The organism is Kitasatospora paranensis (assembly GCF_039544005.1).
Taxonomy (GTDB): Bacteria; Actinomycetota; Actinomycetes; order Streptomycetales; family Streptomycetaceae; genus Kitasatospora; species Kitasatospora paranensis.
This window is the reverse complement of the sequence record NZ_BAABKV010000001.1, coordinates 4,147,513-4,172,845: the sequence shown is the minus strand read 5'-3', so window position 1 is coordinate 4,172,845 and position 25,333 is coordinate 4,147,513. Positions and strand designations below refer to the sequence as shown.

Sequence of the window (25,333 nt, the reverse complement as noted above, 5' to 3'; positions counted from 1 at the left end):
CGGGCGGCAGGACCGGCCGTCACCGGTCCGGCATGACAGCTGTCATGCCGTCAGCTCGGTGCCGCCGGTCCGGTGCCGTCAGGACCGCAGTGCCGCGCCGATCCGGTCCATCGACGACAGCCGCATCAGGCCGTAGTTGTAGAACTCGACCTCGGGGACGCCCAGCTCGCGGAGCATGCGGATCTTGGCCGCGAGGTTCTCCGGGCCGTCGCAGTCCTGGGCCATCGGGCGCAGGATGACGGCCATGTCCTGCGGCCGGACACCGTGCAGGGCGAAGGCCGCGACCTTCTCGCGGACGGCCTCGGGGGTGCGGGCGTAGCCCAGCGTCTCGATCTGGTGGGCGGCCTTGGCGAGCGTCGGCAGGTCGATCCCGGAGAGCCAGCCCTTGCCGGGACCCGCGCCGTCCATGAAGGTCAGTCGCATGCCGTGGCCGGCGGCGGCCTCGGCGACGTCCGCGGCGAGCGAGGTCACGGTGCGCGCGCCGGAGTCCAGGTAGGCGGCGACCGTGCCGTCGGCGAGGGCGTCCAGGGCGGCCGGTTCGGCGGCCTTCCGCTCGTCGGCGAGCCGGGCCCGCAGTTCGTCCCGGACGGCCTGCTGCACCTCGTCGGCGGGGACTCCGGCCTGTGCGGCGGCGGCCTTGCAGTGGGGGCAGAAGCAGACCCCGAGCAGGGCTTCGGCGACCGCGCCGAGCTCCTCGAAGTACCGCTCGTGGTGGTAGCCGTGGCGCAGTCCGTGGAAGTGCAGCGACTCGGCGCGGATCGCGTCCACGCCGTACCGGGCGAGCTCGTCCACCAGGGTGAGGGCGTACTCGCGGACCTCGGGGTTGGCCGGGCAGAGCTCGGTGAGGTGCCGGTCGCCGAAGGCGTTGGCGGGCGCGCAGTCGGGGTGGGCGAAGCCGAGCCGGTCGTTGTGGCAGAACACCGTCCAGGCGTGCAGCCGCAGGCCGCGGCGCCGGGCCTCGGCGGCGGCCTCGGCGAACGGGTCGCGCTCGCCGATCGCGGTGGACGGCACGGGCGCGAGCCGCCGGCCGGCCCAGCGGGCCGGGTCGGGGCGGAAGTACGCGGCGCCGGGCTCCAGGTAGCGCACGACCCGCCGGGGGTTGTGCGGGAAGACGTCCCGGGCCTCGTGATAGACCGAGGCAAGGGTCAGCCCCCGACGCCGGCCCGGTCGGCGAGGTTCCCGAAGAACGCGTCGGCGCCCTCGTCCAGCAGGTCGGTGGCGAAGGCGAGGACGGACGACTCCACGGGGCGGCTCCGGGGCAGGCGGTGCGGGTGCGGTCCCCACGCTAACCGGGCGGCGCGGCATTGGTCTATACCTTGCCGCGGTGCCGCGCCGGAGCGGCTCCGCTCCCTAGACTCTCATCCGTCCATTCACTCCGCAGCGCGATGAAGAAGAAGGTGCACGGCCATGACGTCCCGTCCGCCCCTGCCGTACGACTTCCTGCCGAAGGTTCCGTCCTTCGAGCTGACCAGCCGCGACCTGACGGACGGCGCGACGATGCCGGACGCGCACGTCCACGCGCTCGGCAACGAGTCGCCGCAGCTGGCCTGGTCCGGCTTCCCGGAGAGCACCCGCGGGTTCGCCGTCACCTGCTACGACCCGGACGCGCCCACCGCGAGCGGCTGGTGGCACTGGCTGGCGCTGGACCTGCCGGTCGGAACGACCGCGCTGGCGCGCGGCGCGGGCGCCTCCGACGGCGGCCTGCCGGGCGGTGCCTTCCACGTCCGCAACGACTTCCCCGGCCACCGGTACGACGGCGCGGCCCCGCCGCCCGGCCCGGCGCACCGCTACGTCTTCGCCGTGCACGCACTGGACGTGCCCACGCTCGGGCTCACCCCCGACACCCCGGCCGCCGCGGTCGGCTTCAACATCACCTTCCACACCGTGGCCAGGGCGCTGCTGACCGTCGAGTACGCCGCGAGCTGAGCCCCGTCCGCCGGGCGGCCGCCGCTCGTTTGCCGCGGCCGCCGGCGGCGCGCACCCTGGGTGTCATGGAGCGCGCGCCGGTCGACTCGACCTGTCTCCGCTCGGTCGGCCACGACGCCGGCCGGCGGGTGCTGGAGGTCGAGTTCGTCGGCGGCACCGTCTACCACTACTTCGGGGTGCCGTCGGCGGTCGTCGCCCGGCTGCTCGCGGCCCCCAGCCTGGGCCGCTACTTCAACCACGAGATCCGCTACCGCTACCGGTTCGTGCGGATCATTCCCGTGCCGCCTTCGCAGCCTTGGCCGCCTTCTTCGCCTCCTGTTTGAAGGCCCGGACCTTCACCAGCGAGTCGGGTCCGGTGATGTCCGCGACGGAGCGGAACGAGCCCTCCTCGCCGTAGGCCCCGGCCGCCTCCCGCCAGCCGTCCGGGGTGACGCCGTACTGCTTGCCCAGCAGGGCGAGGAAGATCTGCGCCTTCTGCTTCCCGAAGCCGGGCAGCTCGCCCAGGCGCTTCAGCAGCTCCCGCCCGCTCGCCGCGTCCCGCCACATCGCCTCGGCGTCGCCGTCGTAGTGCTCCACCAGGTACCGGCAGAGCTGCTGGACCCGGTTGGCCATCGAGCCCGGGTAGCGGTGCACGGCGGGCTTCTCGGAGAAGAGCGCGGCGAACTCCTCGGGATCGGCGGCGGCGATCCGATGGGCGTCCAGGTCCTCGGCGCCGAGCCGCTGCGCGATCGTGTACGGGCCGGTGAACGCCCACTCCATGGGGACCTGCTGGTCCAGCAGCATGCCGGTCAGCGCGGCCAGCGGGCTGCGGCCCAGCAGTTCGTCGGCCTCCGGCTGCTGCGCGAGGTGGACGGTGGTGCTCATTGGGCGGCCCCAGGTGCGGCGGGTCGGGCAGGTCGCTGCTCATGGTGGCAGCCGGGGCCGGGCCGGGCGGCGCGCAACACGCGGCCGCCGTCCGGGACGGGCATCGAACGGAATATCCGATGACCCCCCGGTAGAGATGTCAGCGGGTGTCATAATTCCAATTCCCAGCAAGCTCAGAAAATCCTCAAATCATTGTGGTGAATTCCGCACGAGGGTTACGGAAATCCGATTCCCGGGCTACGTTCCTGCGGGTGTGCGGTCACCCCCGCCGCACCGGAAAGGCAGCGAACACCCATGCGCCCGGACACCACGACGCGCTTGCAGCCGTCGCCGCAGGAGACCTCGGCCACCCATGCCGGGGCGCCTGTGGACGGCCACCTGAAAGCCGGTCTGAAGAACCGCCACCTGTCCATGATCGCCATCGGCGGCGTCATCGGCGCCGGCCTGTTCGTCGGTTCCGGCGCGGGCATCGCCGCCACCGGCCCCGGCATCCTGCTCTCCTACGCCCTGGCCGGCACGCTGGTCGTGATGGTGATGCGGATGCTCGGCGAGATGGCCGCCGCGGACCCGCAGAGCGGCTCCTTCTCGGCCTACGCGGACCGCGCGCTCGGCCGCTGGGCCGGCTTCACCATCGGCTGGCTCTACTGGTTCTTCTGGGTCGTGGTGCTCGCCGTCGAGGCCACCGCCGGTGCGAAGATCCTGCACGGCTGGCTGCCCGGCGTGCCGCAGTGGACGTTCGCCCTGCTGGTGATGGCCGTGCTGACCGCCACCAACCTCTTCTCGGTCGCCTCCTACGGCGAGTTCGAGTTCTGGTTCGCGGGCATCAAGGTGGTCGCCATCGCGGCCTTCATCGTCATCGGCGTGCTGGCCGTGGTGGGAGTCCTGCCCGGCACGCACGCGGTCGGCACGGAGAACCTGCTCGGCCGCGGCGGCTTCCTGCCGCACGGCGTCGGCGCCGTCTTCACCGGCATGCTGACGGTCGTCTTCGCCTTCATGGGCAGCGAGATCGTGACCCTCGCCGCCGGCGAGTCGCCCGACCCGCAGCGTGCCGTCAGCAAGGCCACCAACAGCGTGATCTGGCGCATCGGCATCTTCTACCTCGGCTCGATCGCCATCGTCGTCACCCTGCTCCCGTGGGACTCCAAGGACGTCCTCGGCAGCCCGTACGTGGCGGTGCTCCAGCACGTCGGCATCCCCGGCGCCGCCGGGCTGATGGACGTCATCGTGCTGACCGCGGTGCTGTCCTGCCTGAACTCGGGCCTCTACACGGCGTCCCGGATGGCGTTCTCGCTCGGGCAGCGCGGCGACGCGCCGAAGGCGTTCGCCCGGGTCACCGGGCGGGGTGTGCCGCGCACGGCGATTCTCTGCTCGGTGGTCTTCGGATTCGTCGCGGTGTTCTTCAACTACGAGTTCCCGGACAGCGTCTTCAAGTTCCTGCTGAATTCCTCGGGCGCGGTCGCGCTCTTCGTCTGGCTGGTGATCTGCTTCTCGCAGCTCCGTATGCGGAAGATCATCGAGCGGGAGTCCCCGGAGCGGCTCACCGTCCGGATGTGGCTGTACCCGTACCTGACCTGGGCGACGATCGGCATGATCGGCTTCGTGGTGGCGTACATGTTCACCGACCACGACGGGCGGATGCAGATGGTGCTCTCGCTGGTGGCCGCGGCCGTCGTCCTGGTGGCGGCGCGGGTGGTGCACACCCGCCGCCGCTCGCTGGAGCCGGTCCAGGCCGACTGACGGTACGACAGTACGACTGCATTCTCGGCGGGTTGGTCCGGCCGGGCGAATGCGGCCCTGTCGGCACCGGAGCCGCCCCCGGCGGACCGCACGATGAGCTGACGAGCAGATGACCGGCCCCGTACGGCGCGGCACTCCCGCGCCGTACGGGGCCGGTCCGCTCGTCCGCGCATCCCAGGCCGACCGGATCGCAGGAGGCTCCGTGCACCGTTCCCGATCCACCCTGCCCACGCTCGCCCTCGCCGCCGCCCTCGCCGCCGTCGTGGCGCTGCCGGCCGGAGCCGTCACGGGCCCGGCCCGCGCCGCCACCGCCGGCCGGGTCACCGCCGACGATCCCGCGCAGTACGTCAACGCCTACGTCGGGACGGGGCAGGGGCAGCCCGACTTCGGCAACGGCGGCGGCGCCGGCAACACCTTCCCCGGCGCCACCGCGCCGTTCGGCATGATCCAGTGGAGCCCCGACACCGCCACCTACCAGCACGGCGGCTACAGCTACGACGACCACCGGATCAGCGGCTTCAGCCTCACCCACATCTCCGGCGCGGGCTGCGGCGACTACGGCACCACCCCGTTCATGCCCGTCCTCGACGGCACCCCCGTGGACCACAGCGACTTCTCGCACGCCGACGAGACCATCGCCCCCGGCTCGTACGCCGTGACCTTCGGCAACGGGCTGCGCACCGAACTCGCCGCCACCCCGCGCACCGGCATCGCCCGGTTCACCTACCCGGCCGGCCACACCGCCTCGCTCACCGTCGACGCCGGCAAGGCCTTCAACGACGCCTCCGGCTCGATCACCCTCGGTACCGACAGCCTCGACGGCTGGACCGAGAGCGGCGGCTTCTGCGGCACCGGCAACCGGTACCGGATCTGGTTCCACGCCGTCTTCGACCACCCGTTCAGCAGCGCGGGCATCGTCCGCACCGGCGGGCACGACGGCGTCGACACCGGTCGCCGCTCCGCCACCGGCAGCAGCCCGGGCATCGCCCCGCAGCCCGCCCGCACCGAACAGGCCCGCGAACGCCGCACCGCCGCGCAGCCGCCGCACCCGGACAGCGCCCGCCCGGCTTCCGGCGCCAAGGCCCTGGTCTCCTTCGACACCGGGGCCGACCGCACCGTGACCGCCCGGGTCGGCATCTCCTTCGTCAGCGCCGACGGCGCCCGCGCCAACCTCGCCGCCGAACAGCACGGCGCCGCCGGGATCGACCGGATCAGGACGGACGCCCGGACGGACTGGAACGCCCTGCTCGGCCGGATCGCCGTCGACGGCGGCACCACCGCCCAGCGGCGCGTCCTGTACACCGCGCTCTACCACTCGCTGCTCCACCCCAGCGTGCTCAGTGACACCGACGGCCGGTACCCCGGCTTCGACGGCGCGACCCACACGGCCCGGCCCGGCCATGCCCAGTACGCCGACTTCTCCGGGTGGGACGTCTACCGCTCCCAGGTCCAGCTGCTCGCCCTGCTCGATCCGGAGCGGGCCTCCGACGTCGCCCAGTCCGTCGTCGACCAGGGCGCCGGGGCGGGCTACCTCGACCGCTGGACGCTGGCCAACGGCGGCACCGGCGTCATGGTCGGCGACCCGCTGCCGATCATCGCGGCGAGCATTCACGCCTTCGGCGGCACCGACTTCGACGCGGCAGGCCTGCTGCGGATCGCCGAGGCCGGCCGCAGCGACCCCGGGAGCGCCCGGGACACGACGGCTACGACACGATCGGCTACATCCCGGCCGACGACGCCAGCGTCTGGGGCGCCGCCGCCACCACCCTGGAGTACACAAGCGCGGACTTCGCGCTCGCCCAGCTCGCCGCCCGGCTCGGCGACACCGCCGCGCACGACACCCTGATGCACCGCTCGGCCAACTGGCGCAACCTGGTCCACAGCGGCGGCGGCTACCTCCGCCCCCGCGACCGCGACCACTCCTGGCCCGCCTTCCGGCCCGAGCAGCAGGACCACTTCGTCGAGGGCAGCGCCGCCCAGTACAGCTGGATGGTGCCGTACAACCGGCGCGGCCTCTTCGACGCCACCGGCGGGGACGCGGCCGCCGCCGCCCGACTCGACGACTTCTTCGGGCGGCTCAACGCCGGACCGGACTCCGCCCAGGCCTACCTCGGCAACGAGCCCTCGCTCGGCACCCCGTGGGCCTACACCTACGCGGGTCGCCCGTACCGCACCCAGGACGTGGTGCGTCGGGCGCTGACCACGCTGTTCACCGACGCGCCCGACGGCGAGCCCGGCAACGACGACCTGGGGGAGCTGTCCTCCTGGGTGGTGTGGGCGTCCCTCGGGATGTACCCGGACGTGCCCGGGCGCTCCGAACTCGTCCTGGCCTCACCGCTGTTCCCCGCCACCACGATCCGGCGCGGCAACGGCGCGACGATCGACGTGGCCGCGCCGGCCGCCTCCGCGTCCGCCCGCTACGTGCACGCCCTCACCGTCGACGGCGCCGCTGTCCAGCGCTCCTGGCTCAGTGAGGAGTTCGTCGCCCACGGCGGGACGGTGGCTGTGACCCTCGGCGAGGACCCGGAGCCCGCGTGGGGCAGCGCCCGCGCCGACGCCCCACCGTCCTTCGACGTCGGCCCGGCGGTACCGGCCACCGGCCCGGTCACCGGCCCCGGCGCGAAGTGCCTGGACGTGGCCGGCGGCGCGACCGGCAACGGCACCGCCGTCCAGCTCCGACAGTGCGACGGAGGCGGCCCGCAGCAGTGGACGGCCGCCTCCGACGGCAGCCTGCAGGCACTCGGCAAGTGCCTCGACGTCAGCGGGAGTTCGGACGCGGCCGGGACGGCCGTCCAGCTCTGGGACTGCAACGGCACCGGGGCCCAGCAGTGGTGGCCGCGTACCGACGGCTCCCTGCTCAACCCGCCGTCCGGTCGCTGTCTGGACGCCCCCGGCAGCGCGACCGCGGACGGCACCCGGCTGCAGATCTGGGACTGCAACGGCACCGGCGCCCAGCGGTGGACGCCGCCGCCGGCCGGAGCCCGCCCATGACCACGCCCGCCCACCCCGTTCGGAGGAACGACCGATGACCGACCGCCCCACCGGCGACGCGCTGCCCCGCGAGCACGCCGACCTGCTGGAGACCCTCGCCAAGCACCGCGGCTTCCTGCGGCAGACCTGCCAGGGCCTCACCGACGAGCAGGCCGCGCAGCGCACCACGGTCAGCGCGCTCTGCCTCGGCGGGCTGATCAAGCACGTCAGCGGCGTCGAGCAGCGCTGGCTGCGCTTCGCGACCGGCGGCGCCGACGCCATGCGCAGTGACCCGGTCGACTGGGAGGGCCAGTTCAGGATGGTCGAGGGGAGACCCTGGCCGGTCTGCTGGACGGGTACGCCGAGGTGGCCGCCCGGACGGACGCCTTCGTCGCCGCCGCGCCCGACCTCGACGCGGCCCACCCGCTGCCCGAGGCGCCCTGGTTCGAACCCGGCGCGGCCTGGTCCGTCCGCCGGGTGCTGCTGCACGTCGTCGCCGAGACGGCGCAGCACGCCGGGCACGCCGACATCATCCGCGAATCCCTGGACGGCGCGAAGACCATGGGCTGACCGCCCGCCGCGCGCTCCACCCACCCACCGAGAGGAACCACCATGGCGGTACAGGCCGAAGGCACCCCTGCTGGGCCGATGCGATGTTCACCGATCTGGAGGGCGCCAAGGCCTTCTACGGGGACGTGCTCGGCTGGACGTTCGGCGAGAGCGCCTCCGAGTTCGGCAACTACACCCAGGCGTACAGGGACGGGAAGGCGGTCGCCGCGATCGTCCCGCCGATGCCCGGTGAGCAGGGCACGTCCGCCTGGGTGCTCTACCTCGCCTCCCCGGACGCGGCCGCCACCGCGGCGAGGATCCGGCCGCCGGCGGCGAGATCCTCATGGAGCCCATGAAGGTGGGCGACTTCGGCACGATGCTGATCGCCAAGGAGCCGAGCGGCGCCGTGTTCGGCGTCTGGCAGGGCGACCGGCACGAGGGCTTCGAGAAGGTGGGCGAGCCCGGCGCGTACGCGTGGGCCGAGCTCTGCACCCGGGACGTCGCCGCCTCGGACGCCTTCCTGTCCGCCGCCTTCCCGTACCGGGCCAGGAAGATGGCCGACGAGCACATCGACTACCGGACGTACGACATCGGGCAGGACCCGGTGCTCGGCCGGATGGAGATGGGTTCGGACTTCCCGGCCGGCCTGCCGCCCTTCTTCTGCGTCTACTTCGGCGTCGACGACTGCGATGCCGCGGTCGCGAAGGCGACGGAGCTGGGTGCGACGCTGCGGTTCGGCCCGATGACCAGCCCGTTCGGCCGTTTCGCGGCCCTCACGGACCCGCAGAACGCGTCCTTCGCGGTGATCGACATGGGCCGTACCGAGGGTGCGATGCCGGAGCTGACGGACGTCTCCTGACCCGCGCTGCACCCGCGCTGCACCCGCGCGGCCCCGGCGGCCCCGCCCCCGCTCCTGTCCGGAGCCGGGGCGGGGCCGTTCCGCGGTGCCGGGCCGCCTCGGCCGGGGCCGCATCGGATCTTTTCGGTGAGCAATCAGTGATACGGCAAAGATGCGTACGGATATTGCGCTCATGTAGCCATGAGATTACGGTTCCACGTGCGCCGCCACCGCCCCGCACCGCCCGCACCCGCCGTTCCCGCCCGCCCGGCACGCCCCGTGCGGCGCCGTCGGCCTGCCCGCCCCACGCTCCGCCGGCCCCATGCCCCACCGCTCCATGTCCTGATCCCCCCACGTCACTTGACGACGGCTCGGACACCGAAGGTCCGGCACGTCCTGTCGAAGAGGAGCAGAAGATGGTCCAGCCCGCGCGATATCTGAGGCGAGCGGTCGCCCTCGGAGGTACCGCCGCACTCCTGACCGCCGGCATCGCCACCGTGGCGACCCAGCCCGCCTGGGCGGCCACCGCCACCGGCGGCAGCGGCGCCAGCCTGCCGTACGTCGAGGTGCAGGCCGAGAATTCGGCCACCAACGGCACTGTCATAGGCCCGAGTTACGCAGCGGGTGAGCTTGCGGACGAGGCGTCCTACCGCAAGGCGGTGACCCTGCAGGGCTCCGGGAAGTACGTCACCTTCACCACGCCGGTGGCGACCAACTCGATCGACTTCCGCTACAGCATCCCGGACGGCGCCGGCGGCTCGGTCTACAGCGCGCCGCTCTCGCTGTACGTCAACGGAACCCGGCAGAGCGACTTCACCCTCACCAACGCGTACAGCTGGTACTACGGCAGCTACCCCTTCACCAACTCGCCGGGCAGCAACCCGCACCACTTCTACGACGAGGCCCACCGCCTCTTCCCGACCACCTATCCGGCCGGCACCACGTTCACGCTGCAGGTGGACCCGGGGGACACCGCGGCCTCGTACACCGTCGACTTCGCCGACTTCGAGCAGGTCGGCGCGGCGCTGCCGCAGCCCGCCGGTTCGGTGTCGGTGACCAGCAAGGGCGCGGACGCCAGTGGTGCGGCCGACTCGACGGCCGCGTTCAACGCCGCGGTCGGCGCGGCGGGCGCGGGCGGCACGGTGTGGATCCCGCCGGGCACGTTCAAAGTCCCCGGCCACATCGCGGTCAACAACGTCACGATCGCCGGTGCCGGCATGTGGTACTCCACCGTCACCGGCGCGGCCCCGGGCTTCTACGGCAACTCCGCGCCGTCGCCGAGCACCGGCGTGCACCTGCAGAACTTCGCGATCTTCGGCGACGTGCAGGAGCGCAACGACAGCGCCCAGGTCAACGGCGTCGGCGGCGCGATGAGCAACTCGACCGTCTCCGGCCTCTGGATCGACCACCTGAAGGTCGGCGCCTGGATGGACGGGCCGATGGACCGGCTCACCTTCAGCGGCATGCGCATCCGGGACACCACCGCCGACGGCATCAACTTCCACGGTGGCGTGACCAATTCGACCGTCACCAACAGCGACATCCGCAACACCGGTGACGACGGCATCGCGACCTGGGCGGACTCCGGCCTGGGCGCCGACGCCTACGACACGATCTCCGACAACACCCTCCAGGACCAGATCCTGGCCAACGGCATCGCGATCTACGGCGGCCACGACAACACCGTCAGCGGCAACCTGGTGAAGGACACCGGACTCGCGCAGGGCGGCGGCATCCACGTCGGCCAGCGCTTCACCTCGACCCCGGTCGGCACCACCACCATCTCCGACAACACCCTGATCCGGGCCGGCAGCCTCGACCCGAACTGGCAGTTCGGCGTGGGCGCCCTGTGGTTCGACGGCAGCCAGGGAGCGATCACCGGACCGATCAACGTCAGCAACGCGCTGATCGAACAGAGCCCGTACGAGGCCGTCCAGTGGGTCGAGGGGACGGTCAGCGGGGTCAACCTGAACAACGTGACCATCGCCGGCACCGGCACCTTCGCACTCCAGGAGCAGACCGGCGGCGCCGCCAAGTTCACCAACGTCACCGCGACCGGTGTGGGCGCGCCCTCGCCGGTGTACAGCTGCGAGGGCGGCAACTTCACGGTGACCGACGGCGGCGGCAACTCCGGCATCACCGGCACGCCGGTCTGCGGCCCGTGGCCGGCCCCGGTGTTCCCGCCGTACCCGGCCGAGGGCGTGACGGCCAACCCGAGTGCGCTGAACTTCGGTTCGGTCGCCACCGGTGCGACCAGCGCCGCGCAGACCGTCACGGTCTCCAACCCGACCGGCTCCGCCGCGTCCGTCTCCGGGGTCTCCGTCTCCGGCGACTTCGCCCAGACCAACACCTGCGGCTCCTCGATCCCGGCGCACGGCTCCTGCACCGTCGGCGTGACCTTCAAGCCGACCGCGACGGGCGCCCGGACCGGCACCCTGACCGTCAACGCGGGCGGGATCACCAACTCCGTCGCACTGTCCGGCACCGGTACGGCGCCCGGCCCCGTCCTGAATGCCGCCCCCGCCGCGCTGTCCTTCGCGAGCACCGTGGTCGGCTCCTCGACCGCCGCGCAGACCGTCACGGTGAGCAACTCGGGCACCGCCGCCGCCACCGTCTCCGCGGTCGCGGCCACGGGTGACTTCACGCAGACCAACACCTGCGGCACCGTCGCGGTCGGCGCCTCCTGCACGGTGGCCGTCACCTTCCGGCCCACCGCCGGCGGCGCCCGCACCGGCACCCTGACCGTCACCAGCAGCGCCAACAACAGCCCCACCACCGTCGCCCTCAGCGGCAGCGGCATCGACAGCACCACCAACATCGCGGCCGGCCGCCCGGCCACCGCGAGCTCCGGCAACGGCGTGTACGTCCCGGCGAACCTCACCGACACCGACACCTCCACCTACTGGGAGAGCGCCGCCTCCTTCCCGCAGTGGGCGCAGGTCGACCTCGGCCAGAACTACGGGATCGGCAAGGTCGTCCTCAAGCTCCCGCCGGTCGCGGCGTGGGCGACCCGCACCCAGACCCTGTCCGTGCAGGGCTCGACGGACGGCTCGACCTTCTCGACCCTCGCCGGCCCGGCCGGCTTCACCTTCGACCCGAGCACCGGCAACACGGTGACCGTCACCTTCGCCTCCGCCACCGCGCGGTACGTGCGGGTCAACATCACTGCCAACACCGGGTGGAGCGCCGCCCAGCTGTCGGACTTCGAGGTCTTCCCCGGCGGCGGCTCCTCGGCGGCGATCCTGGCGACCGACCCGGCCTCGCTCACCTTCGCCGCCCAGGCGCCCGGCAGCACCAGCGCCGCGCAGACCGTCACGGTGACCAACACCGGCACGGCCGCCGCGACCCTCTCCGGCATCTCGACCACGGATGACTTCGCGCAGACCAACACCTGCGGGTCGACCCTCGCGGTGAACGCCTCCTGCACGGTGAGCGTGAAGTTCACACCGACCGCCTCGGGGAGCCGGGCGGGCACCCTGACCATCGCCGGCAACGCCTCGAACAGCCCGGTCGCGGTCACGCTGACCGGCACCGGCACCGGCACGGTGAGCACCAACCTGGCGGCCGGCCGGCCCACCACCGAGTCCAGCCACACCGACGTCTACCCCTCGTCGAACGTGACCGACAACAACCAGGGCACCTACTGGGAGAGCGCCAACAACGCCTTCCCGCAGTGGGTGCAGGTGGACCTCGGCTCCGCGCAGAGCGCAAGCCGGGTCGTCCTGCAGCTCCCCGCCGGCTGGGGCGCCCGCAACCAGACGCTGACCGTCCAGGGCAGCTCGGACGGCAGCACCTTCAGCACGCTGAAGTCGTCGGCCGCCTACGCCTTCGACCCAGCCTCGAACAACACGGTCACCATCACCTTCCCCGCGGCCACCCAGCGGTACGTCCGGGTGACCATCACGGCGAACACCGGCTGGCCGGCCGGACAGCTCTCCGAGTTCCAGGTCTGGAACGTCTGACCCGGCCTGCCCGACCCGCACATCCCGCGCGGTGCCGCCGAGTGCTCCCACTCGGCGGCACCGCCGTCGTGCGCACGGCCTGTTGCGAGGCCCCGTGGGCCCCGCTCAGCTCAGCGTCTTCAGCGCCGCCGCGTCGTACGGCCTCAGCTCGCCGAGCCGGCCCGCCAGGACCTTCTGGGCCCACTGCGGATCCTGGAGCAGCGCGCGGCCCACCGCGACCATGTCGAACTCCTCGCGCTCCAGGCGGTCGAGGAGGTTGTCGATGCCCTGGAGCGGCGCGCCCTCGCCCATGAAGGCACCGAGGAAGTCGCCGTCGAGGCCGACCGAGCCCACGGTGATGGTGGGCCGGCCGGTGAGCTTCTTCGTCCAGCCCGCCAGGTTCAGGTCGGAACCCTCGAACTCCGGCAGCCAGTAGCGGCGGGTCGAGGCGTGGAAGGCGTCGACCCCGGCCTCGGCCAGCGGGGTCAGGATCGCCGCCAGTTCCTCCGGGGTGTCGGCGAGCCGCGAACTGTAGGCCTCCTGCTTCCACTGCGAGTAGCGGAAGATCACCGGGAAGGTGGGGGAGACGCGCTCGCGGACGGCGGCCACGAGCTCGGCCGCGAACGTCGTCCGGGCCACCGGGTCGCCGCCGTACGCGTCCGTCCGGCGGTTCGTGCCCGCCCACAGGAACTGGTCGAGGAGGTAGCCGTGGGCGCCGTGCAGCTCCACGCCGTCGAAGCCGATCCGCTCGGCGTCCGCGGCGGCCTCGGCGAAGGCGCCGATGACATCGTCCAGGTCGCCCCGGGTCATCGCCCTGCCGGTGCCCTCGGTGCCGTCGATGCGGATGCCGGAGGGGCCGACCGCGGGGGCGTCGGCGTAGGGCGGCTCGCCCTGCTTGCGCACCATGCCGATGTGCCACAGCTGCGGCACGATCGTGCCGCCGGCCGCGTGCACGGCCTCCGCGACCTTCGCCCACCCGGCCAGCTGCTCCTCGCCGTGGAACCGCGGCACCCGGTCGCTCTGGCCGGCCGACTCGTGGCCGACGTACGTCCCCTCAGTGACGATCAGGCCCACACCCGCGGCGGCGCGCCGGGCGTAGTACGACGCCACGTCCGCACCGGGGACGCCGCCCGGGGAGAACATGCGCGTCATCGGCGCCATCGCGATGCGGTTGGGGACGGTCAGGCCGTTCAGCGCGACGGGCCGGGAGAGGATCTCGGCCGCGCGGGAGGCGGAGGACGCAGTGACGGTCATGGAATTCCTCGCAGGTACCGGTCGGTATGTGCACGTGCATGCATGCGTGCAGATGCCAACCGTTCCGGCGGCCGAGGCATTTCGCCCGCCGGGCGAACGGTCCTGTGATCCCGGACACGCGGCCGGCGTCGGGCGGCCGGAGCGGGGGCGGCCGTCCGGGCCCGGGGCGCCGCCGCTCCTCGGGTCCGGGGCCGCTGCCGCGCTGTGAGCTGAACCAGGACGTCAAGAGGGCGTCAAGACTGCCGGGATCACGCACTGCGTGGGTGCCGGATACGGGGCCACCATGGCGCGAGCGGCTCACGGAGTGTGGCCGCAGGGGGACGCGTGAAGGCGGGCGAGCGCAGTGCGTGGCTTTCTGGGGGCGGTCACGGGGTATCCGACCGCGGTCTTCACCTTCGCGCTGATCGTGGTGGTGGGCTACTGGGTGCTGGTGCTCGTGGGCGGCGTGCACGTCCACGGGGCACGCGGGGGGCACGGGGGCCACAGCGGGGGGCACCACGGTGGGGGGCACCACGGCCACGGTCACGGCCACGGTGGGGGAGGGCTGCGGCACCCCGGGCTGCAGCGCGCGGTGGGCCTGGGCGGGGTGCCGGTCACGGTGGCGGTGTCGCTCGTGGTGGCCTTCGCCTGGTTCACCGCGCTGACCGGAGGGGCCTGGCTCGGCAGCCGGGGGCGTGGTTCCTGCTCCCGCTGGCGCTGGTCGGCGGTTGGGCGGGGGCTCGACTGCTGGTCTGGCCGTTGCGTCGGGTGATGCCCGAGCCGGCCCCGCCGCCCTCGCGCCGGGACTTCGTCGGACTCGGCTGCGTGATCCGCACCGGACGGGTCGGCCCCGACTTCGGGCAGGCCGAGGTCCGTGCCGCCGACGGTTCCTCGGCCGTGGTCCAGGTGCGCCAGAACCGCGCCGACGCGGCCGCCGCGGGAAGCGGTCTGCGGGCCGGGACGTCCGCGCTCATCTACGACTACGACGCCGAGGGCGAGTTCTTCTGGGTCATGCCCGCCCCTCCGTCGACCGGTTGACGCAACGCCGCGTCATCACCTGCGCCGCCGCCAGGGCGCAACCCGGTCACCCATCCATCCACGGCAAGGTCGTCCAAGGGAACAGCCATGTCTGTCGTCACCATCGGAATCGGCGTGCTCGTCGCCGTCCTCCTGCTCATCGGCCTGGGCACGCTGCTGCTCTTCGGCCGGCTGTTCCGCAAGGTGGTCCAGGGCGAGGCGCTGATCGTCTCCCGGCCCAAGAACGTCGACGTGACGTTCACCGGCGCGCTGGTCCTGCCCATGCTGCACCGCGCGGAGGTCATGGACATCTCGGTGAAGACCATCGAGATCTCCCGGACCGGCCGGGAGGGCATGATCTGCAAGGACAACATCCGCGCCGACATCCAGATCACCTTCTTCGTCCGGGTCAACAAGACCGTCGAGGACGTCATCAAGGTCGCCCAGGCGATCGGCACGGAGCGGGCGAGCCACCAGGAGACGCTGCAGAACCTGTTCAACGCGAAGTTCGCCGAGGCGCTGCGGACGGTCGGCAAGCAGCTCGACTTCGCCGACCTCTACACCCACCGCGAGGAGTTCCGGGACCGGATCGTCGCGGCCATCGGCACCGATCTGAACGGCTACCACCTCGAGGACGCCGCGATCGACCACCTCGAACAGACGCCGATGTCCCAGCTCGACCCGACGAACATCCTCGACGTGCAGGGCATCCGCAAGATCACCGAGCTGACCGCGCTGGAGCACATCCGCACCAACGACTTCCAGCGCAACGAGGAGATGGAGATCACCCGCCAGAACGTGGACGCCCGCGAGGCCGTCCTGGAGCTGGAGCGGCGCCGGGCCGAGGCGGAGATCCGCCAGCGCAAGGGGATCGAGACCCTGCGCGCCCAGGAGGAGGCCGCCACCGCCATGGTGCAGGAGGAGGAGCGGCTCAAGTCGCACGGCGCCCTGCTGCGCACCGAGGAACTGCTCGGCGTGCAGCGGGAGAACCAGCAGCGCGAGATCGCGGTCGCGGAGAAGAACCGGGAGCGGGTGCTCGCGGTCGAGACCGAGCGGATCGAGAAGGACCGGATGCTGGAGGTCGTCAACCGCGAGCGAGAGGTCCAGCTGGCCCAGGCGGACGTGGAGAAGGAGGTCGAGGTCAAGCGCCGCGGTGTGGCCGAGGTGGTGCGCGAGCGGATCGCCGTCGAGCGCACGGTCGCCGAGCAGGAGGAGGAGATCAAGCGGGTCCGCGTCGTCCAGGAGGCCGAGCGCACCCGGCAGAGCGTGATCATCAGCGCCGAGGCCGAGGCGCAGGAGCGGCTGGTCAAGGACATCAAGGCGGCCGAGGCGGCCGAGCAGGCCGCGCACCTGCGGGCCAGGGAGCAGGTGGTGCTGGCCGAGGCCGGGCAGAAGACCGCGGAGCTGGAGGCCGCCGCCAGCCTGCGCCGCGCCGAGGGCGAACGGGCCCTGGCCGGGGCCGCCGGGCTGGCCCGGGCCGAGGTGGCGGAGCGTCAGGCCATGGCCGAGGCCGCCGGTGTGCGGGCCCGCCTGGAGGGCGAGGCGGCCGGCCTGAAGGAGAAGGCGGACGCGATCGAGAAGGTCGGTCTCGCCGAGGCCGCCGTGGCGGAGAGCAAGGCGAACGCGGAGGCCGCGGGCATCCGCGAGCGGCTGCTCGGCGAGGCCGTCGGCCTGGAGCGGAAGGCCGCGGCGATGGCCGCGCTCGACGAGGTCTCGCGCTCGCACGAGGAGTTCCGGCTGCGCCTGGCCGCGGACAAGGAGGTGCGGCTGGCCGCGCTGGAGGTCCAGCAGAAGGTCGCCGAGGCGCAGGCCGCGGTACTGGCCGCGGGGCTGGAGAGCGCGGACATCGACATCGTCGGCGGCGACAGCGTGTTCCTGGAGCGACTGGTCGGCGCGGTCTCCTTCGGCAAGGGCATCGACGGCGTCGTGCAGGGCTCGCAGACCGTCCGGACCCTGGGGGCGGACTGGCTGAGCGGCGAGAAGAGCTTCAGCGACGACGCGACGGACGTGCTGCGCGCGCTGGCGGCCGGTGGTCCGTGGAACCTGGCACTGCTGCAGCGCATGCTCGCCGGCACCGGCGCCGAGGGCACCCCGCCGGCGGACCCGGCGCTGCTCGTCGGCCCGGTCGGCCCCGTGAGCGGCAGCAACGGCAGCAGCGGGGTCAACGGCACGGGCAGCACGGGCAAGTAGCGGGCGGGAACGGCAGGAACGCGACCAGGCAAGGGACACGGGAAGAGACATGGGCGTCGAGGACGGCACCTACCAGATCCTGCGGGCGCGGCTCGCCGACCGCGCCGCGGAGCTGGGGCGGCGGGCGGCCGAGCTGAACTCCCTGCGGCAGGGGGCATTCGGCTCCCGCACGCTGGAGCTCGCGGGATCGGCCCGGCCGCGCACCGCCGTGGCGGGCCTGGCGTGCGGCATCGTCGCCGTCCGCCCCGACGTCCTGCTGCTGGGGACGACGGCGCCGGACCTCGACGCCGGCCTGCTCTCCCTGCACGCCCTGGACGGCTCTGCGCTGGACCCGGCGACCCTGCCGGGCCTGCTCGACGACGAGCGCTTCCACCGCGATCTGGCCGAACTGCTCCGCTACTACCGCGGCGCCCGGCTCGCCGACCTGGTGCGCACGACGACCGGACGACTGCTGGCGGTCTTCCGGACGGGCGAGAACGACGGCGACCAGCGCGTCCTGAGCTGGCAGTTGTCCGGCGACCGGGTCGAGTACCTGGGCAACCACGGTGAGCGCGACCTCCCGCAGCCGCCCTCCGGCGAACTGGAGTGGACGGCGGTCGGCCGCGAGCACCACGAGCACGGGCGGATCCGGATCGACGGGGCGGAGGGCGCGGTCTCCGTCGCCACCACCGGCGGCCGGCTCACCGTGCGGACCGTCCCGGGCGACCGGTTGCTGTTCGAGGAGCCGGTCGACGAACCCCTGCAGAGCCTGGCGGACGCCGTGGTCGCCCACGCGTCGACCGGGCCGCTGCTGCTCCTGCGGATCCGCCCCTACAACGAGCCGGCCGACCGCCACCTCGTCGTCAACACCCGCACCGGGTCGGTGCGCCGGCAGGACTCGGTCGGGTTCGGCGCCCGGCTGCTCCCGGCCGAGCAGGGCCTGATCTTCCCGGGCGGCTACGAGCTGGCCGACGGCAGCCACCGCGCCTTCCGGACGGACGGCGCGGGCGCTGCCGACGAACAGGGCTTCGACGCCGTGCTCCCCGCCCCCAACGGGGAGGACCTGCTCTACGTCCTGCGCCGCCCGGCCCGCTCGCAGGTCCTGCTGCTGCCCTGGAACACCGTCCGCCGCGAGGCCGCAGCGGCCCTGAACGGAGTGGCGCACACACTGCTGCCGGACGGCACGCTCGTGCTGGTCAAGCCGGACCGCGAAGCCGTCCGCACGCACGAACTCCAGCTGTGGCGGACGCCGTTCCAGTCCGCCGACTTCGCCGCCGCCCAGCCGGTCGGCGACGGACCGCTGGAGCGGATCGGCAACGCGGACCTCGTCCGCGGCATCGCCGACTGCCTCGACGTCGTCCGGACGGCCACCGCAGCCGGGCAGGACAGCCAGGAGGCCGCCACCCCGGAACTGCTCCTGGACGCCTGCGCCAAGGCGGCGGACCGGCACTACTGGCTCGCCGACACCGGGCTGCTGGAGCCGCTCACCGAACTGAGCGAGGCCGCCAGGCAGGTGGCCGCCGAGCAGGCCCGGATCCGCGGGCTCGCCGCCCGCGCCTCGCAGGCCCTCGACGGCGCCCGGGAGGAGGCCGCCGCCCTCGTCCGCCGCTCCCACGGCGAACCGCCCACCGACGTCGACGGCTGGACGGCGCTCCTCGCCGAACTGCGCCGGGCCCAGGGCCGCACCCGGACACTGCACGAGCTGCCGCACCTCGACCTCGCCGCCCTGGAGCGCGTCGAGGCCGACCTGGCCGCCGAGTTGACGGCGGCGACCGAGCGCGCCTTCGCGTTCTTCGCGGGCCCGGACGCCTTCGCCGGCTCCCTCGCCGCCGCGCAGCAGGCCGCTGAGGACGCCGAGTCGGTCACGGCCGCCGCCGACGCCGCCCGGCTCGCCGACCGGCTCGGCGGGCAGGCGGATGCGCTGGCCACCGTCACCGACCTCGTCACCGGCGCGGTCGCCGCCGACCCGGCCACCGGAACGGCCGTGCTGCTGGCCATCGGAGAAGTCCTGGCCGCCGTCAACCGCGCCCGGGCGGTCCTGGTGAACCGGCGCCGCGCCCTGCTCGACGCCGAGCACCGGGCCGCCCACGCCGCCGAGTCGGCCCTGCTCGCCCAGGCTACCGCCGCCGCCCTGGCCGCCGCCGACACCCCGGCCGCCTGCGACGACCAACTCGCCCGGCTCATGCTGCGGGTCGACGCACTGGAGGCCCGGTTCGCCGAGGCCGAGGGCCTGGCCGCCGACCTGGCACTGCGCCGGGAGGAGATCCGGCAGGCGTTCGCCGCCCGTCGGCAGACCCTGCTGGACGAGGTGGCCGCACGCGCCGACCGGGTGGGCGCCTCCGCGCAGCGCGCCCTGGAGGCCCTGCGCCGAAGGCTCGCCGGGCTGGGTACGGCCGCCGACATCCATGCCGCGCAGGCCGCCGACCCGATGGCGGTGCGCGTCCGTGCGGCGGCCGAGGAGCTGCGCGGACTCGACGACCGGGTGCGCGCCCAGGAGCTGGAGGACGGCCTGCTCGGCGCCGTCCGCAGCGCGTTGCGCGACCTGCGTGATCGCGCCGACCTGTCCGCGGACGGCGGGGCGAGCGTCCGCCTGGGGCGCCACCGGTTCGCCGTCCGCCGCGAACCGGTCGAGCTCACCCTGCAGCCCGACGGCGACGGGCTCGCCTTCCTCGTCACCGGCACCGGCTACCGACGAGCCGCCCGGGTACCGCAGTTGCAGGCCGGGCGCGAGTTCTGGACCCAGCCGCTGGTGAGCGAGTCGCCGGCGCTCTACCGCGCCGAGTACCTGGCGGCCGCGCTCCTTCCCGCGGTCACCGGCGGGGCCGACAGGGCGGCCGATCCGCTGCTCGAACACGTCCGCCGTGCCGCCGAACGCGCCTACGACGAGGGCTACGAGCGCGGCGTCCACGACCACGACGCCGCCCTCATCCTCGGCGCACTGCTACGGCTGCGCACCGGCGCCGGGCTGCTGGAACACCCGGCCGAGGTGCGCGCCGCCGCCCAGCTGTTCTGGGCCCACGGCGCCGCCGAGGAGCAGCAGGCTGCCTGGCGGTTGCGCGCCCGCTCCCTCACCCGGGCCCGCGACCGGTTCGGAGCGGACACCGCAGCCGCCGCGGTGGCCGAACTGGCCGCCGAACTGGACCGTGCCGTCGCCGAGTTCGCCGCCGCCACGGGCCTGCCGGCGGAGCCGCGGGCGGGCAGGTACCTGATCGACGAACTCGCGCAGCCCCGCGAGGGCTTCGCCACCGGCCTGGCAGCCCGCACCCTCCTGGACGGCTTCCGGCAGACCGACGCCGCCGCCGACCTCGCCGCCGACCTCCGGGCGCTCCGCGCCGACCTGCCCGCGCGCCGCCAGCTCGCCGCCGCCTGGCTCGGGTCCCACGCCGCCGCCCACGCCAACGAGGAGGGCCTGGCCGAGGCCGTCGCCGAGCTGTGCGCGCCCGAACTCCCGCGCTACGGGATCGACGCCCCCGTCGGTGAGACCGTCGCCGGCCTGCTGGGCAGCCACCCCCGCGTCCACGACGGCCGGCTGACCGTCCGGATCGACGAACTGCCCCACCGGGCGCAGGTGTTCCGGGAGGAACGGGCCCCGGCCCACCGGGCCTTCCAGCGGCAGCGCGCAGACGCCCTGGACGCCGAACGGGCCCGGCTGCGCCTGGGCGACTTCCGACCCCGCCCGCTGGCCGGATTCGTCCGCAACCAGCTCATCGACCAGGTCTACCTGCCGCTCGTGGGCGACAACCTGGCCAGGCAGCTGGGCACCCTCGACCACGGCGGCAGCACCGATCGCAGCGGTCTGCTGCTGCTCCTCTCCCCGCCCGGCTACGGCAAGACCACGCTGTTGGAGTACGTCGCCGACCGCCTCGGCCTGCTCATGGTCCGGGTCAACGGCCCCGCCCTGGGGGTCGGCACGACCTCGCTCGACCCGGAGCGCGCGCCCGACGCGGCCGCCCGCCGCGAGGTGGAGAAGATCGTGTTCGCGCTGGAAGCGGGCAGCAACGTCATGCTGCACGTGGACGACATCCAGCACGTCTCCGCCGAACTCCTGCAGAAATTCATCCCCCTGTGCGACACCCAACGTCGCGTCGAGGCCGTCAGCGACGGCATCCCGCGCAGCTTCGACCTGCGCGGGCGCCGCTTCGCCGTCTGCCTCGCCGGGAATCCCCACACCGCGAACGGGCAGCGCTTCGAGATCCCCGACATGCTCGCCAACCGCGCCGACGTGTGGAACCTCGGCGAGGTGCTGGCCGGCCACGGGGACGTCTTCGCGCTCTCCTTCCTGGAGAACGCGCTCGTCGCGAACCCGGTGCTCGCGCCCCTCGCCGGCATCGACCCGGCCGACCTGCGCCTGCTCATCGCCCTCGCCGACGGCGACCCGGCCGCCCAGGCCGACCGGCTCACGCACCTCGTGCCCGACCTCGACCGGACGCTGGCCGCGCTGACCCGGCTGCGGCGGGTCCAGCGCACCGTGCTGGCCGTCAACAGCGCCTACATCGCCTCCGCCGCCCAGGAGGAGACCGACCGCCGGGAGCCGCCGTTCCTGCTCCAGGGCTCGTACCGCACCATGGCCCGGCTCGCCGCGCGGATCGACCCCGTCCAGAGCGACGCCGAGGTCGAGGCGCTGCTGGACGACCACTACCTCGCCGAGGCCCGCACCCTGGGCAGCGCCGCCGAGGCCAACCTGCTCGGACTCGCCCTGCTCCGGGGCCGGGCCACCCCCGAGCAGACGGCCCGCTGGACGTCCCTGTGCGCGGGCTACGCCTCCGCCGCCGACCCCGGCCAGCCCAGCAGTCTCGCGCCGAACACCGCGGTCTCCAGGGTGTAGCGCTGCAGCGCATCGTCCGGATCCAGCCCGGTCAACCGGACGATGCGCTCCAGCCGGTACGCCAGCGCCCGCACGCTCAACCCGAGCCGGCGTGCCGCCTCCGCCGTGACGTAGCGGGAGTTCGCGTAGGCGGTCAGGGTCTCCAGCAGTGGTTCGGCACCGCCGCGGGCGGCGAGCAGCGGGCTCAGCACCCCGCGCACCAGTTCCTCCAGGGCGACCCGGTCCCGCAGCAGCACCGGCAGCACCAGGAGGTCGGCCGCGTGCAGCAACTGCCCGGGCAGCTCCAGCTGGTCGGCCTGCTCCAGCGCGGAGCGCGCCTCCTCGTAGGAGTGCACCACCCCGCCCGGCCCGCTGTGCGGGCGGCCGACCACGACCCGGCGCCCCTGGGTCAGTTCGGCGAACGCCGCGACCGCCGCCGTCTCCCCGGGCCCGGACGGCACGATGCAGACCAGCCGGCCGTGCTTCACCGCCAGCAGCACCTCCTGCTCGCCGAAGCGGCCCAGCAACTGCCGTTCCAGCGCACGCACCATCGGATCGTCCAGGTCGTAGCCGTCGCCCTCGGCCACCGCGACGACGTGCGCGCAGGCCAGGTTGATCCCGAAGCGCTCGGCGTGTTCGGCCAGCCGCCCCAGATCGCTGCGGCTGCTCAGCAGGTCCGCCACGAACTCCCGCCGTCCGGCCTCCTCGCGCTGCAGCCGCTCACGGTAGGCCCGGCCGTGCCCCGCCGCGAGGGCGGCCACCGCCGCACGCAACGCCGTCATCGAGGCCGGGTCCACCGGCTGTCCGGCCCAGGCCCTGCCGGTGGCGGCCAGCCGCTCGTCCACGAGTTCGGCCAGGCCCCGGCCGCTCCCGGCGGCCCGGTCGCCGTACTCGCGCAGGGCGTCCAGTTCCGCGCGCCGCAGCCGGCGCCCGCTCCGGGCCACGTCCTCCAGCAGCTGTTGCCACCCCTCGTCCTCGGACGGCACACACGCCTCCGAGGCTGTTCCGACGGTAGCCACGACCGGCTCCTCCCCCGTTCCACGGCGACAGCGACGCGCCAGCGTACTCGCCGCGCCCCGGACGGACGAGACCGCCGCCCCATGTCCCCGATCCCGGCTCCCCGGAACGGAGTTCACGGTGCCCGTGGGGATCCCCGGTGCGTCAGGCGGTCGGCGGCAGGGCGCCCGAACGCAGCGTGAGCAGGGTGATCTCGCTCGGTGCGAAGACCCGGAAGGGCGGCCCCCAGAAGCCGGTGCCCCGGCTGGTGTAGAGCTGGGTCCGCTCCCCGTGCCGGCTCAGGCCGTGCACCACCGGCTGGTCGATCCGGACGAGGAAGTTGAACGGCCAGATCTGGCCGCCGTGGGTGTGCCCGGAGACCTGCAGGTCGATGCCGGCGGCCGCGGCCTGCGGGACGTACTTGGGCTGGTGGGCGACGAGCAGGACGGGGCGTTCCCGGTCCGCCCCGGCCAGCGCGCCGAGCAGGTTCGCGCGGTGCCCGGCCAGGCCGGAGGACTCCGCGGTCACGTCGTCCACGCCGGCGAGGACGAGGGCGTCCCCGCCGCGCTCCACCACGACGTGGCGGTTGTGCAGCGGCTCCCAGCCCAGGTCCGCCATGCGGTCCAGCCAGCCCTGGGCCTCGCTGCCGTACTCGTGGTTCCCCGTGACGTAGACCTTGGCCAGCCGGCCCCGGACCGTCCCGAGCGGCGCGGACTGCTCCCGTCGCTGGGCCGGGGTGCCGTCCGCGATGTCGCCGGCGTGGACCACCACGTCCGCCTCCAGGGCGTTGACCGCCTCGGCGACCCGCGCCGACCAGACCGCCCGGTCGATCGGCCCGTAGTGGGTGTCGGCGAGGACGACGACCCTGGTCCCGTCAAGGCCGTCGCCGAGTCGCGGGAGGTGGACGTCCAGCCGCTTCACCCGCGGCACGCGCATGGCCTCGTAGTGGCCCCAGGCCAGCAGCCCGGCCGAGACCACGGCCACGGTCACGGCGACGGCTCTGGCCCGTTCGACGCCGCCGATGCCGAGCCCGATCAGCACGAGGTCCGCCAGGCCGCCCAGCACCGACCAGGTGAAGAGCACCCAGATCATGCCGAGGGTGGTGTCCGCGACGCGCGCCGCCCGGTCGTCCCGCCGTGCTCCGTGGCCGGCGACCATCAGGAAGGGGAAGGAGACCAGCCAGGCGACCAGGACGGCCGTGCCGGCCAGGAAGACCGGGAACGGCCAGTCGACACCGGAGGCGAACAGCGTCCACCACGGCGGCAGACCCAGGACCACGAGGACGAGGACGACCACGGCCAGCCGTCGGACCAGGGACCGCCGGGGCCGTGCGCCCCCGCCCGGGGCACCGGCACCGGCCACCGGTACCGCCCCGCCCTCGGGCCCGGCCACGACGTTCTCCATCTCGATGGATCCGCTGTCAGTCACTGCGCTGCCCCTCACGTCCGCTGGCCCCATCATCCGCCACGCGGCTCAGCCGTCACGCGCCGGCCTTCCCGCGGCGGAGGAGAGGAGGTCGACGGTCGTTCCTGCGGCGAGTGGTCCGGCCCATGTCGGTGGGTGCGCTTACGCTCGGTTCGACGGCGGAGCCCGAGTCGAGGGACGTGAGCATCATGTCGCGTGTTCGAGTGCACAACTTCAGCGTGTCGCTGGACGGCTTTGCCGCCGGGGAGGGACAGACACTGGAGGCCCCGTTCGGGCATGCCGGGACCCGGCTGGTCGAGTGGTTCTTCCGGACCCGCGCCTTCCACGAGATGCAGGGCCGGGCCGGCGGCGACGGCGGTGTCGACGACGCCCTTGCCTCGGCGTGGGGGCCGGGATCGGGGCGGAGATCATGGGCCGCAACAAGTTCGGGCCGCAGCGCGGCCCGTGGACCGACGAGGAGTGGAAGGGCTGGTGGGGGAGAACCCGCCGTTCCACACCCCGGTGTTCGTGCTGACGCACCATCCGCGCCCGTCCCTGGAGATGGAAGGCGGCACGGTCTTCCACTTCGTCGACGCCTCGCCGCAGGAGGTACTGAAGCAGGCCCGCGAGGCCGCGGGCGACCTCGACGTGCGGATCGGCGGGGGCCCGACCACGGTCAGGCAGTTCCTCGCCGAGGACCTGGTCGACCACCTCCACGTCGCGGTCGTCCCGATCGTCCTGGGCCGCGGCGAGCGGCTCTGGGACGGGCTGGAAGGGCTGGAGCAACGGTTCCGGGTCGAGTCGGTGACGACGCCCGGCGGCACCACCCATCTGACCTTCACCCGGCCGTAGCCCCGCCGCCCGGCCGTGGCCCCGCCGCCTGGC

13 protein-coding genes and 5 pseudogenes are annotated in these 25,333 nt (G+C 73.7%); 13 read left to right on the top strand and 5 right to left on the bottom strand.

Features of this window, described 5'->3' with window-relative positions:
- Nucleotides 1-78: 78 nt before the first annotated feature.
- The gene (locus ABEB13_RS20030) at nt 79-1,086 is read right to left on the bottom strand and encodes a hypothetical protein (RefSeq protein ID WP_345706595.1); all 1,008 of its coding nucleotides are present in this window, start codon (nt 1,084-1,086) and stop codon (nt 79-81) included.
- 321 nt (nt 1,087-1,407) lie between these two features.
- Between ABEB13_RS20030 and ABEB13_RS20025 the strand changes: the two genes are divergently transcribed.
- Together ABEB13_RS20025 and ABEB13_RS20020 are read left to right on the top strand one after the other, a co-directional pair.
- A complete protein-coding gene (locus ABEB13_RS20025; RefSeq protein WP_345706594.1) occupies nt 1,408-1,926 on the top strand; it encodes a YbhB/YbcL family Raf kinase inhibitor-like protein in 519 nt (172 codons plus the stop codon).
- 65 nt (nt 1,927-1,991) lie between these two features.
- Nucleotides 1,992-2,249, top strand: coding sequence for a KTSC domain-containing protein (locus tag ABEB13_RS20020; protein WP_345706593.1), 258 nt, complete (start codon nt 1,992-1,994; stop codon nt 2,247-2,249).
- On the opposite strand, the gene ABEB13_RS20015 is transcribed toward ABEB13_RS20020, so the two are convergent.
- Complete coding sequence (locus ABEB13_RS20015; protein WP_345706592.1) at nt 2,197-2,790, bottom strand: HhH-GPD-type base excision DNA repair protein; 594 nt, start codon at nt 2,788-2,790, stop codon at nt 2,197-2,199. The two genes, ABEB13_RS20020 and ABEB13_RS20015, sit on opposite strands and share 53 nt — an antisense overlap.
- 411 nt (nt 2,791-3,201) lie before the next feature.
- Between ABEB13_RS20015 and ABEB13_RS20010 the strand changes: the two genes are divergently transcribed.
- The 7 genes and pseudogenes from ABEB13_RS20010 (at nt 3,202) to ABEB13_RS19980 (ending at nt 12,846) form a co-directional block, all read left to right on the top strand.
- On the top strand, nt 3,202-4,527 hold the full coding sequence (locus ABEB13_RS20010) for an amino acid permease (protein ID WP_345709739.1): 1,326 nt from the start codon (nt 3,202-3,204) through the stop codon (nt 4,525-4,527).
- 202 nt (nt 4,528-4,729) lie between these two features.
- The gene (locus ABEB13_RS20005) at nt 4,730-6,373 is read left to right on the top strand and encodes a GH92 family glycosyl hydrolase (protein ID WP_345706591.1); all 1,644 of its coding nucleotides are present in this window, start codon (nt 4,730-4,732) and stop codon (nt 6,371-6,373) included.
- Nucleotides 6,262-6,984 (top strand): annotated as a pseudogene (locus ABEB13_RS20000) (glycoside hydrolase domain-containing protein); the annotation flags it as partial. The gene ABEB13_RS20005 and the pseudogene ABEB13_RS20000, both read left to right, overlap by 112 nt.
- A gap of 42 nt (nt 6,985-7,026) precedes the next feature.
- Nucleotides 7,027-7,518 carry a ricin-type beta-trefoil lectin domain protein gene (locus tag ABEB13_RS19995; protein ID WP_345709738.1) on the top strand — a complete coding sequence of 164 codons (492 nt, stop codon included), beginning with the start codon at nt 7,027-7,029 and terminating at the stop codon, nt 7,516-7,518.
- A gap of 34 nt (nt 7,519-7,552) precedes the next feature.
- Nucleotides 7,553-8,067, top strand: a pseudogene (locus ABEB13_RS19990) (DinB family protein).
- A gap of 42 nt (nt 8,068-8,109) precedes the next feature.
- Nucleotides 8,110-8,905: pseudogene (locus tag ABEB13_RS19985) on the top strand (VOC family protein).
- Nucleotides 8,906-9,300: 395 nt separating this feature from the next.
- Nucleotides 9,301-12,846 carry a choice-of-anchor D domain-containing protein gene (locus ABEB13_RS19980; RefSeq protein WP_345706590.1) on the top strand — a complete coding sequence of 1,182 codons (3,546 nt, stop codon included), beginning with the start codon at nt 9,301-9,303 and terminating at the stop codon, nt 12,844-12,846.
- Between the two features lie 105 nt (nt 12,847-12,951).
- Here the strand turns inward: ABEB13_RS19980 and ABEB13_RS19975 are convergent, their stop codons facing one another.
- Nucleotides 12,952-14,079 carry an NADH:flavin oxidoreductase gene (locus ABEB13_RS19975; RefSeq protein ID WP_345706589.1) on the bottom strand — a complete coding sequence of 376 codons (1,128 nt, stop codon included), beginning with the start codon at nt 14,077-14,079 and terminating at the stop codon, nt 12,952-12,954.
- A gap of 343 nt (nt 14,080-14,422) precedes the next feature.
- Here ABEB13_RS19975 and ABEB13_RS40620 point away from each other — a divergent pair.
- From ABEB13_RS40620 to ABEB13_RS19955, 3 genes and pseudogenes are all read left to right on the top strand, one after another.
- Nucleotides 14,423-15,096: pseudogene (locus tag ABEB13_RS40620) on the top strand (hypothetical protein).
- 87 nt (nt 15,097-15,183) lie between these two features.
- Nucleotides 15,184-17,265, top strand: a complete 2,082-nt coding sequence (locus ABEB13_RS19960; protein ID WP_345706586.1) for an SPFH domain-containing protein — start codon at nt 15,184-15,186, stop codon at nt 17,263-17,265.
- 49 nt (nt 17,266-17,314) lie between these two features.
- Nucleotides 17,315-22,069 carry a DNA repair ATPase gene (locus ABEB13_RS19955; protein ID WP_345706585.1) on the top strand — a complete coding sequence of 1,585 codons (4,755 nt, stop codon included), beginning with the start codon at nt 17,315-17,317 and terminating at the stop codon, nt 22,067-22,069.
- Here the strand turns inward: ABEB13_RS19955 and ABEB13_RS19950 are convergent.
- Both ABEB13_RS19950 and ABEB13_RS19945 read right to left on the bottom strand, forming a co-directional pair.
- Complete coding sequence (locus ABEB13_RS19950) at nt 22,000-23,067, bottom strand: PucR family transcriptional regulator (RefSeq protein WP_345706584.1); 1,068 nt, start codon at nt 23,065-23,067, stop codon at nt 22,000-22,002. The two genes, ABEB13_RS19955 and ABEB13_RS19950, sit on opposite strands and share 70 nt — an antisense overlap.
- Nucleotides 23,068-23,209: 142 nt before the next feature.
- Nucleotides 23,210-24,448, bottom strand: coding sequence for a metallophosphoesterase (locus ABEB13_RS19945; protein ID WP_380230905.1), 1,239 nt, complete (start codon nt 24,446-24,448; stop codon nt 23,210-23,212).
- Nucleotides 24,449-24,657: 209 nt separating this feature from the next.
- Between ABEB13_RS19945 and ABEB13_RS19940 the strand changes: the two are divergent.
- Nucleotides 24,658-25,300: pseudogene (locus tag ABEB13_RS19940) on the top strand (dihydrofolate reductase family protein).
- Nucleotides 25,301-25,333: the final 33 nt, after the last annotated feature.